The 14,813-nt window shown below is 64.1% G+C and carries 18 protein-coding genes and 1 tRNA gene; 12 read left to right on the top strand and 7 right to left on the bottom strand.

Annotation, left to right across the window (positions count from 1 at the left end; all coding sequences use genetic code 11):
- The first annotated feature begins 24 nt into the window (after nucleotides 1-24).
- Genes BLT08_RS14780 through BLT08_RS14765 form a run of 4 tightly spaced genes read left to right on the top strand, consistent with a single transcriptional unit; the run spans nucleotide 25 to nucleotide 3,122 of the window.
- The gene (locus BLT08_RS14780) at nucleotides 25-228 is read left to right on the top strand and encodes a hypothetical protein (RefSeq protein WP_090309034.1); all 204 of its coding nucleotides are present in this window, start codon (nucleotides 25-27) and stop codon (nucleotides 226-228) included.
- Nucleotides 225-1,097 (top strand): cytochrome c oxidase subunit II, encoded by an 873-nt coding sequence (locus BLT08_RS14775; protein WP_090309031.1) that lies wholly within the window; start codon nucleotides 225-227, stop codon nucleotides 1,095-1,097. Before BLT08_RS14780 ends, BLT08_RS14775 begins: the two co-directional genes overlap by 4 nt.
- Entirely contained in the window at nucleotides 1,090-2,886 is a 1,797-nt protein-coding gene (locus tag BLT08_RS14770) for a b(o/a)3-type cytochrome-c oxidase subunit 1 (RefSeq protein ID WP_090309191.1), read from the top strand. Before BLT08_RS14775 ends, BLT08_RS14770 begins: the two co-directional genes overlap by 8 nt.
- Nucleotides 2,886-3,122: a CbaC protein gene (locus tag BLT08_RS14765; protein ID WP_090309028.1), complete on the top strand. Its 237-nt coding sequence runs from the start codon at nucleotides 2,886-2,888 to the stop codon at nucleotides 3,120-3,122. The genes BLT08_RS14770 and BLT08_RS14765 overlap by 1 nt, the downstream gene beginning before the upstream one ends.
- Before the next feature lie 17 nt (nucleotides 3,123-3,139).
- Here the strand turns inward: BLT08_RS14765 and BLT08_RS14760 are convergent, their stop codons facing one another.
- A complete protein-coding gene (locus BLT08_RS14760; RefSeq protein ID WP_090309025.1) occupies nucleotides 3,140-3,457 on the bottom strand; it encodes a DUF7091 family protein in 318 nt (105 codons plus the stop codon).
- A 125-nt stretch (nucleotides 3,458-3,582) separates the two neighbouring features.
- On the opposite strand from BLT08_RS14760, the gene BLT08_RS14755 reads away from it, so the two are divergent.
- The 4 genes from BLT08_RS14755 to BLT08_RS14740 all read left to right on the top strand — a co-directional run bounded on the left by BLT08_RS14755 (nucleotide 3,583) and on the right by BLT08_RS14740 (nucleotide 6,581).
- Nucleotides 3,583-4,296 (top strand): ubiquitin family protein, encoded by a 714-nt coding sequence (locus tag BLT08_RS14755; protein WP_090309022.1) that lies wholly within the window; start codon nucleotides 3,583-3,585, stop codon nucleotides 4,294-4,296.
- Nucleotides 4,297-4,427: 131 nt separating this feature from the next.
- On the top strand, nucleotides 4,428-5,357 hold the full coding sequence (locus BLT08_RS14750; protein WP_006087804.1) for a hypothetical protein: 930 nt from the start codon (nucleotides 4,428-4,430) through the stop codon (nucleotides 5,355-5,357).
- A gap of 1 nt (nucleotide 5,358) precedes the next feature.
- The gene (locus tag BLT08_RS14745) at nucleotides 5,359-6,003 is read left to right on the top strand and encodes an RPA family protein (RefSeq protein WP_090309018.1); all 645 of its coding nucleotides are present in this window, start codon (nucleotides 5,359-5,361) and stop codon (nucleotides 6,001-6,003) included.
- 98 nt (nucleotides 6,004-6,101) lie between these two features.
- Complete coding sequence (locus BLT08_RS14740) at nucleotides 6,102-6,581, top strand: VOC family protein (protein ID WP_090309015.1); 480 nt, start codon at nucleotides 6,102-6,104, stop codon at nucleotides 6,579-6,581.
- 4 nt (nucleotides 6,582-6,585) lie between these two features.
- On the opposite strand, the gene BLT08_RS14735 is transcribed toward BLT08_RS14740, so the two are convergent.
- Nucleotides 6,586-7,263 (bottom strand): alpha/beta hydrolase, encoded by a 678-nt coding sequence (locus tag BLT08_RS14735; RefSeq protein ID WP_090309010.1) that lies wholly within the window; start codon nucleotides 7,261-7,263, stop codon nucleotides 6,586-6,588.
- Nucleotides 7,260-8,234: a VOC family protein gene (locus BLT08_RS14730; RefSeq protein ID WP_090309007.1), complete on the bottom strand. Its 975-nt coding sequence runs from the start codon at nucleotides 8,232-8,234 to the stop codon at nucleotides 7,260-7,262. Before BLT08_RS14730 ends, BLT08_RS14735 begins: the two co-directional genes overlap by 4 nt.
- Before the next feature lie 115 nt (nucleotides 8,235-8,349).
- Between BLT08_RS14730 and BLT08_RS14725 the strand changes: the two genes are divergently transcribed.
- Nucleotides 8,350-8,769 carry a DUF8146 domain-containing protein gene (locus BLT08_RS14725; RefSeq protein ID WP_090309004.1) on the top strand — a complete coding sequence of 140 codons (420 nt, stop codon included), beginning with the start codon at nucleotides 8,350-8,352 and terminating at the stop codon, nucleotides 8,767-8,769.
- Nucleotides 8,770-8,846: 77 nt separating this feature from the next.
- On the opposite strand, the gene BLT08_RS14720 is transcribed toward BLT08_RS14725, so the two are convergent.
- Nucleotides 8,847-9,302 (bottom strand): DUF5814 domain-containing protein, encoded by a 456-nt coding sequence (locus BLT08_RS14720; RefSeq protein ID WP_090308999.1) that lies wholly within the window; start codon nucleotides 9,300-9,302, stop codon nucleotides 8,847-8,849.
- A 179-nt stretch (nucleotides 9,303-9,481) separates the two neighbouring features.
- Here BLT08_RS14720 and BLT08_RS14715 point away from each other — a divergent pair.
- A tRNA-His gene (locus BLT08_RS14715) sits at nucleotides 9,482-9,553 on the top strand.
- A gap of 873 nt (nucleotides 9,554-10,426) precedes the next feature.
- On the opposite strand, the gene BLT08_RS14710 is transcribed toward BLT08_RS14715, so the two are convergent.
- Entirely contained in the window at nucleotides 10,427-11,293 is an 867-nt protein-coding gene (locus BLT08_RS14710) for an alpha/beta fold hydrolase (protein WP_090308994.1), read from the bottom strand.
- Nucleotides 11,294-11,440: 147 nt separating this feature from the next.
- On the opposite strand from BLT08_RS14710, the gene BLT08_RS23095 reads away from it, so the two are divergent.
- Both BLT08_RS23095 and BLT08_RS14705 read left to right on the top strand, forming a co-directional pair.
- Complete coding sequence (locus tag BLT08_RS23095) at nucleotides 11,441-11,608, top strand: hypothetical protein (protein ID WP_175529329.1); 168 nt, start codon at nucleotides 11,441-11,443, stop codon at nucleotides 11,606-11,608.
- Nucleotides 11,609-11,701: 93 nt separating this feature from the next.
- Complete coding sequence (locus tag BLT08_RS14705) at nucleotides 11,702-12,979, top strand: DUF2238 domain-containing protein (protein WP_090309187.1); 1,278 nt, start codon at nucleotides 11,702-11,704, stop codon at nucleotides 12,977-12,979.
- A gap of 16 nt (nucleotides 12,980-12,995) precedes the next feature.
- Here the strand turns inward: BLT08_RS14705 and BLT08_RS14700 are convergent, their stop codons facing one another.
- Nucleotides 12,996-13,856: an aldo/keto reductase gene (locus BLT08_RS14700; protein ID WP_090308989.1), complete on the bottom strand. Its 861-nt coding sequence runs from the start codon at nucleotides 13,854-13,856 to the stop codon at nucleotides 12,996-12,998.
- 83 nt (nucleotides 13,857-13,939) lie between these two features.
- Complete coding sequence (locus BLT08_RS14695) at nucleotides 13,940-14,686, bottom strand: hypothetical protein (RefSeq protein WP_139171311.1); 747 nt, start codon at nucleotides 14,684-14,686, stop codon at nucleotides 13,940-13,942.
- Nucleotides 14,687-14,813 lie beyond the last annotated feature (127 nt).

Here is a 14,813-nt window from a genome sequence, read left to right as displayed (position 1 = left end):
CCACGAGTATTCCAACACGAACACATGACGCAGTCGACAGAGAGCGACCAGTCGGATCAAATACGGGAGATCGGGCACGACGAGTACGATCCGGTCGGGACGCTAGCCCTGATCGGTCTGTACTTCCTCATTCTGGTACTCCTGTGGTTCTTCATGTACTTCGTCGAGTTCCTCGGAAACGAGCCGACGGTTACCGGCCTCCTGCTCTCGGTGGTGGGTCTCGCATGAACATTCACACGTACGAGAAGCTGTGGCTAGTCGCAGCGATGGTGTTGATCGTCGGCTTCATCGCGACGATCACGTACGGCTCGGTCGGTCTCGGAATCACGATGGTCGGCGATCAACAGCCCACCATCGAACCCAGCGAGATCAGCGACGACGAACGCTTCGGCGAGCCGCGCGTCGAACACGTCGGTGAGAACGAGTACGAAGCCTACGTCGTTGCACAGACGTTCGCCTTTTCCCCCGATCCAATCGAAGTCCCCGCGAACAGCGAGGTGACGTTCTACGTGACCGCTCGAGACGTTATCCACAGCTTCAGCGTCGCCGGGACCAACATCAACACGATGGTCATCCCCGGCGAAATCGCCGAGATGACCGTCGAGTTCGACGAACCCGGCGAGTACGGGATCGTCTGCAACGAGTACTGTGGTTCCGGTCACCACGACATGGAGGGAATGCTCCACGTCGTTCCCGAAGACGAGTTCGACATGACAGAGCTGTCGGTCGACGCGGACGACGAACTCGAACTCGGCGACGAGGCGGCGTTCAACGTGTCCGTCGAGAACCGAATGCTCGACGACCTCGAGACGACCGCGACGCTCGAGATCGGCGACGAAATGCTCGAGGAGGAACTCACCGTCGCTGGCGGCGATCTCGAGGAGACGACGTTCACCGTCGACACGACCGATCTCGGCGAGGGCGAGCACGACTGGACGGTCGCCATCGACAACTACGAGGAAAGTGGGACGCTGACCGTCGTCGAGGAACTCGAGACGGACGACGAAAACGAAGACGACGACGGCGACAACGGCTCTGACGGTGACGACGACGAGAACGACGATGGCGAAACCGACGGAGGTGAGGACGATGAGTGAAGCGGGATCGACGTACATCGACGCGTTCCCGGCGGAAGCGAAGGTCGTTCGGGCGGCCTTCTACAGCTCCTTCCTCGCGCTCGCGATCGGGGGCCTGTTCGGGGTCGTCCAGACCCTCCACCGGACCGACGTCTATCGGTTCATGGATTCGGCCGACTACTACACCGTGCTCACCGCACACGGCGTCTTGCTCGCGATTACGTTCACGATTTTCTTCCTCGTGGGCGTGTTCACGTGGGCGATAACGACGAGCCTCGACCGAGGTGTCGAGGACATCCGATTCACGTGGGCCTGGTACGGCCTGATGGTGCTCGGAACCGCACTCGTCGCGATTCCGATCTTCGCCGGCTTTACCGACTCGATCGACATGAGCGCGTCGGTGCTCTTTACGTTCTACGCGCCGCTACAGGCACATCCGCTGTTCTATCTCGGCCTCGTACTGTTCGTCGTCGGCACCTGGCTCGCCGGCGTCGACTGGTTCCGCTCCTGGCTGGCCTGGAAGGCCGAAAACCCGGACGAGCGGATTCCGCTACCGACGTTCATGGTGTTGACGACGACGCTCATGTGGTACATCGCCACGCTCGGCGTCGCTATCGCGATTCTCGCCTTCCTATTGCCGTGGTCGCTCGGCCTGATCGACTCCGTCAACCCGCTGCTCACCAGAACGCTGTTCTGGTTCTTCGGCCACCCGGTGGTCTACTTCTGGCTGATGCCCGCGTACATGATGTGGTACATCATGCTGCCGAAAGTCTCGGGCGGGAAACTGTTCAGCGACCCACTGGCCCGAGTCGTCTTCGTGCTGTTCCTGATCCTCTCGGTGCCGACGGGGATCCACCACCAGTATCTCGATCCCGGTATCGCGGAAGGGTTCAAGTTCATCGCGATGACGAACACGATGTTCCTCCTGTTGCCCAGCCTGCTGACGGCGTTTACCGTCGTCGCCAGCATGGAACACGGGGCCCGCCAGCGCGGCGGCGAAGGCTACTTCGGCTGGCTCAAGGCGCTGCCGTGGCGCGACCCCGTCTTCACCGGGATGGCGCTGGCCGGGCTCATGTTCGCCGCCGCCGGCTTCTCGGGGATGATCAACGCCGGAATGAACATCAACTACCTCGTCCACAACACGTTCTGGGTCGTCGGCCACTTCCACCTCACCGTGGGAACGGCCGTCGCCCTGACGTTCATGGCCGTCACCTACTGGTTCCTCCCGCAGGTGACCGGCAGGGCGCTGTGGAACCGCTCCGTCGCGCTCGTCCAGGTCGTCCTCTGGTTCGTCGGTATGACGTTCATGTCCAACGCGATGCACCGCGCCGGCCTGCTGGGCGTGCCGCGCCGAACCGCCGAACCGCAGTACGACGGCTTCGAGTTCGAGGCCGCCGTCGGCAGCGTCGGCGAACTCAACGCCCAGATCGCACTGGGCGGGATCTTGCTCACGCTCTCGCTCGCGTTGTTCTTCGCGAACGTCGTCGGCACGGCGTTCAACGGCAAAAGTGACAGCCTCCCCGCGAACGGCTACGCCGAGACGCTGTCGGGGTCCGAGGATGCACCGCTCGTCCTCGACAACCTCAAACTCTGGACGGCCATCGCCGTCGTGCTCGTGATCTTCGCGTACACGTTCCCGATCCTGAGCATCGTCGACCGCGGCGGCCTGTTCGGACCCGACGTCAACCCGTTCCCGGTCAGCCTCGACACGCTCCCGGTCCTCGGGCTGGTGCTCGAGCAGTACGTCACTACCGCCCTCGCTACCGCAGGCGAACTCACGGGATCGATCGTCACGGAGGTGACGCCGTAGTGCGCATCTCGAAGGGCGCGCTGCTCGTCGTCCTCGCGTTTACCGTCCCGCTGATCGTCGAGCTACGGACGGTCCTCGTCTGGGTCAACATCGATCTGAGCGTCCTCGAGTCGGCCGCGCTCGGACTCGTCATCGTCGGACTCGTCGTGGTCTGGGCGTTCCTGCCCGAACGGGAAGACGACCGCCAGGAACGAGACGACGACCAGACGGACGGAGACGTACCCAACGGTAACTGAGCCGCAGACGCGGTCGGTCAGTTCCCCCAGGTTTCGATTCGTCCCTCGTGGACGTCTTCCACGCAGCCTTCGCAGTCCGGATGGCCGTCCTCGTAACACGCCGGCCGATACTGCTCGTCGAGCTTCGCGGCTCGACGCTCGGCGTAGCGGCGACAGACGATCTTCGCTCGGCCCGCTTCGTCAACGGGCAGACCGCGAGCGTTTTTCGCCGCCTCGTACGCCTCGCGGGCTTCCGCGAGCTGATCGTTGGTCGAGCCGCGAGCGCGCTCGTACTGCTCGCCCGCCTCCCGGAACCGCGAGCGCAAGAACTGCTCGAGCCGACGGCGGTCCGACATTACCACTCCGTTAGCTCGCGAGAACTATAGACCCGTCGCCGACGGGCGCGCCGAAATTGCGGCGGTCCAGCGACTGGGGTACGTTGACCGACCGATTGAAGACGGTGAGTTCCCTAGGTTTGTCAATGCCGGAGTGCGACTACTGTGACGCGTCGTTTTCCGACGAGACTGCCTACCTCGAGCATCTCGCGAGCGACCACGAGGGCCAACTGGGTCGGATCGATCGGCGGCGCGTCGAGGACCACCGCGGGACGGGGGGCGATGGGGACGACGAATCGCTCGGACTTGCCGTGTACGGATTCGGCGCGATACTCGGTGTAATCGTGCTGGCGCTGGTCGGCTACGTCGTCATGATGGGCGTCAGTGACGACGGCGAGAGCCGCGTCCACGACCACGGCCAGCTCACCGTCGAGGTCGACGGCGAGACGTTCGACTTCGAGCAACAGGCGTACTACTACCAGGAACTCGGCGGCACGTTCCACTTCCACCCGGGCGACGGCAACGTCTGGCACATGCATCCCGAGCGGGTGACGCTCGAGGAGGCCATGGAGGACGTAACGATGCCGATCACCGACTCCTCGATCACGATCGAAGGCGAAACGTACGCCGACGAGGAGCCGGAGACGAGCGTCGATATCGCGGTCGACGGACAGACGGTCGACCTCGACTACGAACTGCAGGATGGGGACCACGTTCAGATCGTCGTCGAAACCCCGGACGGTGACGGAATCGACGCGATCAGTGACGATGGCGAGACCGACGGCGACGACGAGGAGACCGACGCCGGCGACAGCGGTGACGAGAACGCGAATTCCGACAACGGGTCCGATGACGACTGATCGAAGTCTCCCCGCCGTCTCCCGGTTCGGCCCGCCAGTATTCACTTTCACTCCGGCCCCGATACTTTAAATACTATTGGGCGCGAACCGACGTATGCCTCCCAGTGAAACCAAAGAGGAGGCGTGACACAATGAGCGACGTACGACAGCACGCGGACGACATACACGCGCAGTTTTCAGACCACATCGACGTGAGCGTCGACGACGTCGAGGAGCGACTGACCACGCTCGTCGACGAGTACAAGGTACCCATCGACGAGGCACGCCGAAGCGTCACCAACCACTACTTAGAGGAGGCCGGCCTCGAGCGCGAGGACATCTCGCGGGGCGGCAGCGAGGCGGCCAACGTCGAGGACGTCGACGAACCCGAGCAGTGGATCGACCTCACCGCGAAAGTTATCGAACTCTGGGACCCCCGGAGCGACTCCGTCGCGCAGGTCGGCCTGCTGGGCGACCCGACGGGGACGATCAAGTTCACCAAGTGGGCTAAATCCGACCTCCCCGCACTCGAGGAGGGCGGCGTCTACGAACTCCGAAACGTCGTCACCGACGAGTACCAGGGCCGGTACTCGGTGAAACTCAACTCGACGACGGTGATCGAGGAGCTCGACGAGGAACTCGAAGTCGGCGACGACACGAGCGAGATCGAAGGCGCACTCGTCGACATGCAAAGCGGCAGCGGACTCATCAAGCGCTGCCCGAAGGAGGACTGCACGCGCGTCCTCCAGAACGGCCGCTGTAACGAACACGGCGAGGTCGAAGGCGAGTTCGACCTCCGCATCAAGGCCGTCGTCGACGACGGCATCGACGCCCACGAGGTCATCTTCGACAAGGAGGCCACCGAGGACCTGACGGGGCTGAGTCTCGAGGAGGCCAAAGAGATGGCGATGGACGCTCTGGACACGACGATCGTCGCCGACGAGATCATGGACGACATCGTCGGCACCTACTACCGAATCGAGGGGCCGACGTTCGGCCGCTACGTGCTCGCCGACGACGTCGAAGAGCTCGACGGGCCGGCCGATCCGGAACAGCTGCTGATCAAAGCGAGGTCGATGTAACATGAGCCAGGCAGAACTCACCCGCGAAGTCGCCCGCCGCGTCTTCGCCTCCGAATTCAACGACTCGACGTATTCCTTCAAAGAGAGCGACGACGAGCGCGCACCCAACTACGCGCTCCTCCCGACCGGCGACCGCGCGAACCGCGTGTTCATCGTCGGCACCCTCACCGAAACCGAGGACGTCGGCGACGACAGCGAGTACTGGCGCGGCCGCGTCGTCGATCCGACCGGGACGTTCTTCGTCTACGCCGGGCAGTACCAGCCCGAGGCCGCCGCCGTATTGCGAGATACGGAGCCGCCTGCATACGTCGCCATCGTCGGCAAGCCGCGGACCTACGAGACCGACGACGGCACCGTCAACGTCTCCGTCCGACCCGAATCCATCGCGGTCGTCGACGACGCGACTCGCGACCGCTGGGTCGTCGAAACCGCCGAACGAACCCTCGACCGCATCGAAGCGTTCGAGGAGTGGGAGGCCGAGCAGGAAGCGCCCGAGAGCGGGTCGACGGCCCCCACCAACGAGTACGCCCAGATGGCCCGCGAGCGATACGACTCGCCGGTCATCAACTACCGCAACGACGTGATCCAGGCCCTCGAGGGACTCGAGGGGCTGGAAGACGAGGACGAAGCCGAAGCGCCGGCCTGAAACGGTCGACCGACGCCGTTCTTTTCGGAGCCGACTCGCTCGACTCGAGCGACGCTGCCAGCACAGCGGTTACCGGACTCGAGCGACGAGTAACGAGTATGAGCGAAACTGACGACAGCCGTGACGACCGCGCCAGACTCGTCGGGACGAATCACGTCGCACTCGAGGTCGGGGACATCGACGACGCGCTCGAGTTCTACCGCTCGCTGTTCGCGTTCGACCTCCGAGGCCGAAGCAACACGAAGGCGTTCATCGACATGGGTGACCAGTTCATCGCGCTGGCCGAAACCGATGCGGCCGGCGAGACGGCCGACGACGCGCGCCACTTCGGACTCGTCGTCGACGACGCGGGCCGCGTCGAACGGCGACTCGCCGAACTCGAAATCGACCGTCTCGACGTGCCGGGACTCGAGTTCCACGATCCGTGGGGCAACCGGTTCCAGATCGTCGACTACGAGGAGATCCAGTTCACGAAAGCGGATCACGTCCTCGACGGCATGGGGCTCGACAACCTCGAAAAGAGCGAGGACGCGCTCGAGGAGCTTTCGGAGAAAGGACTCGGCCCGGATTCGACGTAGCTCGTCACGACTCGAGAGCGCGCTCGAACAGCCCACCGATCGCGTCGAACTCGTCGCCGGTGACCTCGTGTCCCGTCTCGAGGTAGCGCCGCTCGTCGACGGTTGCGTCAGCCCGTTCGAAGACGCGAACCGTTTCGGCGACGTGATCTGGATCGACGTGAGGGTCGTCCACGCCGTAGCCGAGCAGGATCGGCGTTCCCGCGAGCGAGCCGTCGATATCGATCGATTCGAGGTCGTCCATCGAGCCGGGGAGCGTGCCGGAGAGGACGGCGAGGCCGCCGTAACGAGCCGGATTACGGTGGACGAACTCCGCGACGACGCAGGCGCCCTGCGAGAAGCCGCCGAGGACGGTTCGTTCGGGCGGGATGCCGATCGATTCGGCTCGCTCGAGCGCTGCGGCCACGCAGTCGACGCTCGAGGAGAGCCACGGTTCGTTCTCCGCTCGCGGTGCGTTCGCCGGGCGGGGATACCAGCGGCTTCGGTCGGCCTGCGGCGCGAGCACGGCGAGTCCGTGGCGATAGGTCGGCTCGAAGAGGTTGACGACGCCCTGTGCCGTCGCGCCGCGGCCGTGGCAGACGACGAACGCGGCCTCGGCGGCCAGCGCGGGAGCGCCGGCCGTGAGCAGCGGCTGGCCGGCGTGGGGTCCCGAAACTGCGCGCATCGATCGATCCGCGCCGGTCATCGCTCGAGGGCGGCTCCCGTTGGAGCCGTCAGTGCGGGAAGTTGACTCTCGATCAGATCGCGGTCCGCCTCGAACCGACCGGGCAGGTACAGCGACTCCCCCGGGCCGCCCGTCTCGCCGCTCGCGGCGACGCCGTCGGTCTCGGTCGCGAGTTCGAAGAGCACGCCGCCCGGTTCGCGGACGTACAGCGAGTGGAAGAAGTGCCGATCCTTGACCCGCGAGACGTCGTAGTCGCGCTCGGCGAAGAGGTCGTGCCACTCGTAGAGGGACGCTTCGTCGTCGACTCGGACCGCGACGTGGTGGAGCGTTCCGGGCCCCTCGCGGCCGAAGGGAGCCTCGCGATCGAGGATATCGATCGCCGTCGCTCGGGGTCCCGAGGCCCGGTATCGGATTCGGTTCTCGTATTCGGCCTCGTGGTCGAAGCCGAGCGTCTCGAGCGTGCTCGCCGTCGAGTACGGGTTGACCGACAGGAGCGAGACGCCGTGGAGTCCGCGGACGGCGCTGGCTTCGGGGACGGGGCCCGCCGTCCACGGCTCGGTACCGGTGTCGAGGTCGGAGCCGGGATCCGACGCCGGTCCGGCGACGAACTCGAGTGCCGTTCCGACGGGGTCTTCGAACTGCAGCACGCGCTCGTCGAATCGCTCGGAGGGGCCCTCGACGGCGATATCGTGATCCTCGAGTCGGGTCTGCCAGAACTCGAGTGCGTCTGCCGGAACGACGAACGAGACCGACGCGACCTGCGGTGTGCCGCGGCGACCCGGATCGGCGTGGGGGTCCGGAAACTGCGTCAGGACCGTTCCCGGGGAGCCGGCCGCGTCGCCGAAGTAGAGGTGGTGTTGCAGGATGTCCTCGTAGTTCACCGTCTGCGCGACGAGTCGCAGGCCGAGGACGCCCGCGTAGAAATCGATCGTCTCCTGGGCGTCCCCGACGATCCCCGTCACGTGGTGCAGCCCCGGCGTGTCGGTGAGCATGGGTTGCGTTCGGTCCGGAGTCGGATAGCCTGTCCGGTCGTGAGGGTCTGCAGACGCGGGACGCGGCACCTCGTCTGACGAACCGTTAAGTATCAGGACCGACGAATAGATGCCAATGGGCAACAAGAACAAGACGATCTCGTTTCGCGTGAACGAGGACGCGTTCGCGGCGCTCCAGGACATCGCCGAGGAACGCGACATCTCGTTGTCCGCGGTCTTTCGTGACTACGTCGACCTCCTCGTCGAACACGATGGCCAGGTCGAAGTCGTCCCCGAGGACGAACTCGAGGCGCGAGGGGCGGCCGGGTCGGGAGGCGACGACGGCGACCGGACGTTCCCGCCGAGCGTCGAGGTCCCGAAGAGCTTCATCCGCGAACACGAACGGCTCGAACTCGAGGCTGACCACCTCCGGGAACAGCTCGACGAGTACAAGGGCTACGTCAACGACCTGCAGGACCGACTCGAGGACGAGGAGGACGAAGTGCTGTTGCTCGACGAACTCGACGAGGAAGACGAGTCCTACCAGTTGCGGTAGAACGCGGTAGGAGTCAGCGTCTTATCTGGGGTGGCGCGTGTACAGATTGGGACTTAGTGGCTCTCTGCGGATTGCGATCAGCGGGTGAGATTCTGCTTCTCCCGTCGGATCTCGTCGTACTTTTCGTTCGCGCCGTCGACCTGCGCGAGCCCTTCGGCCGCCTCGAGCGTCCGCACCGCGTTGTCGAGGAAGGAAAGTACGTCGCCGGGGTAGGCGTACACCATGTAGTCGTCGGTCATCACGTCGACGATGGCGTCCGGACCCAGCCCCTGTGCGCGCAACTCGAGGAGATACTGCAGGAACTTCCGTTCCGGACAGCCGCAGTAGGGGTTGTTGTCACAGCCGCAGTCGAGGAAGTCCTCCGTGAAATCGAGGACGCGGTCGCGGGTCGCGTCGTCGAGTTTCTCGAGCCCCTGGCCCTGGAAAAGCATGTCCAGCGTCGCGCCCTTGAACGCGCCCTTCGGGATGTTCGTCTCGAGCTGGGAGCTGAGCTGGCGGTGATTCTTGACGTAGATTTTGTCGGTGATGGCCACGCGTTGGCGGTGCTAGGGCCTGTGTGCCGAAAAACGTCCCGGTCGACGGTCGCTGATGTGGCGTGTAACGGTCTCGTCGGCAGTGCGTCTGGAAATCCCGCGGTACGGAGTCGCACGGGTGCGTACTCGAGTCGTAACGTATTTCAGTCCGACCGCGCGTATTTTTTCTTGCAAGCGTGTCCGGGTTGGGGTAGTGGTTATCCTTCAGCCTTGTGGAGGCTGAGACGCGGGTTCGATTCTCGCACCCGGACTTTTTCGCGACGAACGAAGTGAGGAGCGGAAAAGCCGGAAGGCGAGATCGAACCAGAGAGAGCGCAGTCTTCCGAGCGAAGCGAGGAAGGAAGCGATCGACCGTGGTTCGATTCTCGCACCCGGACTTCCTGCAGCGTCATCGCGAACGGAGTGAGCGATGGCTCGGAGCAGCTTTGCTGCTCCGGCGAACAAATTCGTGAGCCGTAGGAGTCGTCAGAGAATCGAGTCACGCGAGACGAGCAGAGCGAGTCTCGCAATCGGGTTCGATTCTTGCACCCGAACTTCCTGCGGCGTCATCGAGAACGGAGTGAGCAATGCCTCGAAGTAGCCGTACTGCTCCGGCAAACGACCTCGTGAGCCACAGAAATTCGTCGGGTCAGAACCCAGGATCGTAATTACTCGGGGGTAACCTACGAGCTAACGTAGACATTACCTGACAGCTATGCATACTGGCTCCGTTCGACCGTATGGGGAAGGGAAGCGATACCAAATGAAACCGACGTGTGACGATGGAGAACACAAGCCAGCGTGGGATCCCCAGCAAGGGGAGAGCATCTGCCAGCGGTGTGGATACCCAGCGGAACGGATTGTGAACTATCTCCACCACTCATTATACAGACAGGAAGCCGACAGAGAGACGAGAAATGACTGACGAAACGGACGATGAGCAGCGCCCACCGGACGCAACCGATGAAGACGTCGCCGAGGCGATTTCACAGTTCGAATCGGATACGGATCGGTCAGAAGGCATTCTGATAGCGTGACATCTGCCCACGACTGAAGTCGTGGGTTTTCTCGCCCAATTCGGATAACCCTCGAGGACGAGCAGCGAGGGCGACACCGCCCGTCGAGCCCGTTTTACACTCTCGGAACTACATCGCGTCCTCGAGAAAACCGGTCAACCGCTCGACGAAGTACTCGGGCCGTTCCTCGGGAATCCAGTGGCCAGCACGCTCGAGTACCTCCCCCTCCACGTTCGTCGCAACCGCCCCCATGTCGCGAATCGGGAGCTCGCGGAACGACGCGGCACCACCCAGCGCGAGGACTGGGATCTCGAGTGGCTCCTCGGCGTGCGCGTCGTTGTTCGCAGCGTCCTCCTCGTAGGCCCGATAGTACTCGAACCCGCCCCGTAGTCCGCCGGCCTGCGAGTAACAGCGGACGTACTCGTCGCGGGCGTCGCCGGTGATCGCCGAGGGGTCGTACGCACCTTCGTTGTAAAACCACGAGAGGTAAAGCCGTTCCCGGCCGGCGACCAGCCGCTCCGGCAGGTCCGGAACGTTGTGAAAGCGCGTGTGCCAGAGCTTGCGTTTTCCGTCCTCGTTGATCCCCGGGAGGCCGGCCTCGAGCACGCAGAGCGCGGCGACCTCCTCGCGGTACTGAGCCGCGTAGGCGTAGGCCGTCGCCATTCCCCAGTCGTGGCCGACGAGCGCGATGGGCTCGTCGTCGAATCCGAGGTGGTGGACGAGTTCGCGGACGTCGGTCGCGACGGTGTCCTTGTCGTAGCCCGCACGGGGCGTCTCGGAATCGCCCATCCCGCGCAGATCCGGCGCGATGACGGTGTAATCGGTCGCGAGGGTGGGGATCACCTCGCGCCACTCGTACCAGGTCTGGGGCCAGCCGTGACAGAGGACCAGCGGCGGCCCCTCCCCGGCCGTTACGTAGTGGAGTTTGGTGTCGTTGACGCGAGCCAGTCCGTGCTCGAGGCCGTCGAGATCGTCGATATCCGCCGTGGTTCCCATGCGCTACTCGTTCGCACACAGTCAGTTCACTCTTCGGTTAGTGACGAACGAGCGATACGGCAGTCGCCGATCGAACGGCGGTTATCGCACTGACGACGCACGGACCGGACCGACAAGCCAATACCCACCCGCGCGTACGATCGGGCGATGTCCGACTCGGACGGTCCCTTCGACTGTGATGGCTGTGGCGCCGCAGTAGCACTCGAGGACGCCCGCCGCACGAAGACGATGGGCGGTCTCGACCCCACGAAGTGGCAGACGCTGTGCTGTCCGGACTGCGGCTCGCGGCTGCGGACGGTCTACGTCGGCGATTGATTCACCCACCTTTCTGCGACCTCGCGCGTTCGACCGCGATCGTACCCGTACGCAGGCTCACTCGTTTAGCGATCCCGTCCCGTGATGAACGGTATGGTCGACGCTCGACTCGATGGTGCGGTGAACGCGACGCGGCGAAACGCGGCGTTGGCCTGGCTCGTCACGATCGCGCTCGCGTCCTTCGCGGTCGCTCACGGTCTCTCCGGATCCTATCGCTGGTTCGCGTTCACCGGGTTCGCGGTCCTGGTCGTCGTCCTGCCGGCGGCGTCGTTTCGGGACCCGCGCGTAATGCCGCCGTGGGAACTGCTGGTGCTCGTCGTGCTCCCCGTCGCCGATGCGACGCTACTCGGTACATCTCCGCTGACGACGATCGGCGTCTACGTCGCCGTCGCGGCGATCGCGCTCGTCGCCACCGTCGAGATCGATCGGTTCACGGCGGTCCGGATGAACCACGCGTTCGCGATCGGCCTAGTCGTGCTCACGACGCTCGCCGTGGCCGGCGCGTGGAACGTCGCGCAGTGGCTGTCCGACGCCCTCCTCGGGACCGAGTACATCCTCGACGGCCGGTCGCAGGACGCGGCCAACCACGCGTTGATGGTCGACTTCGCCTACGCGGCGTTCGCCGGCCTGTTCGCGGGCGTCCTCTTCGATCGCTACTTTCGGACGTACGCGGAGAGTACCTCCGATCGAACGCCCGCACCGCGTGAAACCTCGCCCGACGCCGAACCGGATCCGGTTCCGACTCTGATCCGTGACCGGCTGGATGCACCCGAACGAACCGTGAGGGTGCTCTCACGTGCGATGCAGGTTGCCCTCGCCGTAATCTTGCTGTACGGTCTCCTCTCGAGAGATCTGACGACGGTCGTCAACGCCGCCATCGCGCTCTCGATCACGTTCCTCCCCGCCGTCTTAGAGCGCGACGCCCGACTGCCCCTCGAGCCCGGACTCGTCTTCTGGCTCACGGCGGCCGTCTTCCTCCACGCGCTCGGATCGGCCGGGTTGTACGGGATGATCGGCCCGTGGGATAGCCTGACGCACACGGTCTCGGCGTCGATCGTCGCCGCGGCGGGGTACGCCGTCGTCCGAGCGATCGACCTCCACACCGACGAGATCTACGTTCCGCCGACGATGCTGTTCGCGTTTATCCTCGTGTTCGTGCTGGCCTTCGGCGTCCTCTGGGAACTCATGGAGTTCGCGATCGACTGGAGCGCGGGAGAGCTCGGCCTCCAGGCGGTCGTCGCCCAGCACGGCGTCGACGATACGATCGTCGACCTCGTCTACGACGTCGTCGGTGCCGTCGTCGCCGCTATCTGGGGCTCGTTCTACCTCACCGACCTCTCCGAGCGAATCGCGGGCCAACTCGAGGCCTGAGCGCTCCGCGTTGGGCTCACCTCGCCGCGTCGGTCAGCCGTTGGATCTCGTCGTCGGACAGCGACAGCTGCGAGGCCGCGACGTTCGACTCGAGGTGGTCGGGGTCCGACGTGCCCGGGATCGGAAGGATGACGTCCGAGCGCTCGAGCAGCCACGCCAGCGCGACCTGCCGCCGCGTCGCGTCGTGTTCCTCGGCGATTTCGTCGAGCAGGTCGCCGTGTTCGTCGAGGTCGTCGCCGTCGATCGGCGCCCACGGGATGAAGCCGATGTCGTTCTCCGCACAGACCTCGAGCACGTCCGCGTTCGAGCGATCGTCCAGATTGAACCGATTCTGGACCGTCGCGACGTCGACGTGTTCGCGGGCGGTCTCGAGTTGCTCGACGGAGACGTTACTGACGCCGACCTGGTCGACAAGTCCGTCGTCCTGCAGTTCGGCGAACGTCTGCACGGAGTCTTCGTAGGGCGTGTCCGGATCGGGACGGTGGAACTGGTAGAGGTCGATCGTGTCGGTGCGCAGCCGGTCGAGGGAGGCGAGCACCTGGTTGCGGATGTAGTCTGGTTCGCCGTGGGCGAGCCACTCACCCTCCCGGTTGCGGAGGAGACCGGCCTTGGTCGCGACCAGCACGTCGTCCGGATCGCCGAGCGTCTCGCCAATGAGGCGCTCGCTGACGCCGGGGCCGTAGGAGTCCGCGGTGTCGACGAAGTCGACGCCGTAGTCGACTGCGTGCTCGAGGACTTCGCGTGCCGTTTCCTCGTCCTCCGGCGGGCCGATGATCCCCTCACCACAGAGGCGCATCGCCCCGAAACCGAGTCGGTGGATAGTCGTATCGCCGATTTCGAACGTGTCGCTCTCGTTGGTAGTCGTCTCGCTGCTCACGGAGAGAGCAAACAGAAGGAAAGGGATAATCGTTCGCCGTTCAGTTGCCACGACCGATCGACTCCTCGTGGGGCCCCAGACGTTCAGTCGTCGCTTTCTGTGCTGTTTTCGGTCGGACTGCCAGAGTCGCCGTTCTCGGTGCTGTTCCCCGCCGGATCGCTCGGGTCGTCGTTCTCGGCCGTCTCGCTTGGGAATACGTGCACGTTGCCGAGGTTCACCGATCCGTGGTCGGTTTCGATCATCAGTGAGACTTCGGTATCCTCATCGACCGTCGGTGCCTGATACGTCAGTTCGAAGTTCCCGCCGCCCGACACCGCCTCGTAACTCGCCGAGTCGACAGTGGCACCGGTTTCGTCGACTAACGACGCCGCACCCGGAATCGATTCGGACCCGTCCGTGTGAGCCAGTATGATGTAGGTGAACTCGGTCCCCGATTCCATACTCGGCGTCATATCGATCACCTTGAACTCGACGGTCCCATCGCCTGCTGGTTCGTCGTCTCCGTCCGTTTGTTCGCTTTCGTCGCCTTCGTCCGCTTGTTCGTTCTCGTCCTCCCCTTGGTGCTCACTTTCGTCGTCTTGGTCTCGGCTCTCGTCTCCATCCTGCGCCGAATCATCATCGACGTCTTGCTCTGAATCGTCCGCGTCCTGGTCCTCCCCGTCCGTGGCATCTGTATCGTCGTCATTCGCCTCGTTTTCCTCGTCATCGACCGAATCGTCGACATCGCTCGTATCGGTGTCGTCCGTATCCGTGTCCTCCGCTCCGGATCCAGTTCCGTCGGTCTCCAAACTATCGAGACAGCCGCCCAAGAGAGCCGTTGCCGATGTCACCGCTCCGACAGCCGTTCCCGCCAAATAGTTTCTTCGTCGCATAACTCTACCACTACCGATGGACTCCAAAAAATACACTAAAGAAATCTTGGGAATGAATCGTGGTATTATGAACGTGTAGCGGAAC

Origin of the sequence: Natronorubrum texcoconense (assembly GCF_900100335.1) — an archaeon.
GTDB classification, from domain to species: Archaea; Halobacteriota; Halobacteria; order Halobacteriales; family Natrialbaceae; genus Natronorubrum; species Natronorubrum texcoconense.
This window is presented reverse-complemented; position numbering and strand designations above follow the sequence as displayed.

Bases quoted from the DNA above. Each gene is read 5' to 3' on its own strand.
- BLT08_RS14780 (WP_090309034.1), top strand. From the start codon at position 25: ATGACGCAGTCGACAGAGAGCGACCAGTCGGATCAAATACGGGAGATC.
- BLT08_RS14775 (WP_090309031.1), top strand. From the start codon at position 225: ATGAACATTCACACGTACGAGAAGCTGTGGCTAGTCGCAGCGATGGTG.
- BLT08_RS14770 (WP_090309191.1), top strand. From the start codon at position 1,090: ATGAGTGAAGCGGGATCGACGTACATCGACGCGTTCCCGGCGGAAGCG.
- BLT08_RS14760 (WP_090309025.1), bottom strand. From the start codon at position 3,457: ATGTCGGACCGCCGTCGGCTCGAGCAGTTCTTGCGCTCGCGGTTCCGG.
- BLT08_RS14755 (WP_090309022.1), top strand. From the start codon at position 3,583: ATGCCGGAGTGCGACTACTGTGACGCGTCGTTTTCCGACGAGACTGCC.
- BLT08_RS14750 (WP_006087804.1), top strand. From the start codon at position 4,428: ATGAGCGACGTACGACAGCACGCGGACGACATACACGCGCAGTTTTCA.
- BLT08_RS14745 (WP_090309018.1), top strand. From the start codon at position 5,359: ATGAGCCAGGCAGAACTCACCCGCGAAGTCGCCCGCCGCGTCTTCGCC.
- BLT08_RS14740 (WP_090309015.1), top strand. From the start codon at position 6,102: ATGAGCGAAACTGACGACAGCCGTGACGACCGCGCCAGACTCGTCGGG.
- BLT08_RS14735 (WP_090309010.1), bottom strand. From the start codon at position 7,263: ATGACCGGCGCGGATCGATCGATGCGCGCAGTTTCGGGACCCCACGCC.
- BLT08_RS14730 (WP_090309007.1), bottom strand. From the start codon at position 8,234: ATGCTCACCGACACGCCGGGGCTGCACCACGTGACGGGGATCGTCGGG.
- BLT08_RS14725 (WP_090309004.1), top strand. From the start codon at position 8,350: ATGGGCAACAAGAACAAGACGATCTCGTTTCGCGTGAACGAGGACGCG.
- BLT08_RS14710 (WP_090308994.1), bottom strand. From the start codon at position 11,293: ATGGGAACCACGGCGGATATCGACGATCTCGACGGCCTCGAGCACGGA.
- BLT08_RS23095 (WP_175529329.1), top strand. From the start codon at position 11,441: ATGTCCGACTCGGACGGTCCCTTCGACTGTGATGGCTGTGGCGCCGCA.
- BLT08_RS14705 (WP_090309187.1), top strand. From the start codon at position 11,702: ATGGTCGACGCTCGACTCGATGGTGCGGTGAACGCGACGCGGCGAAAC.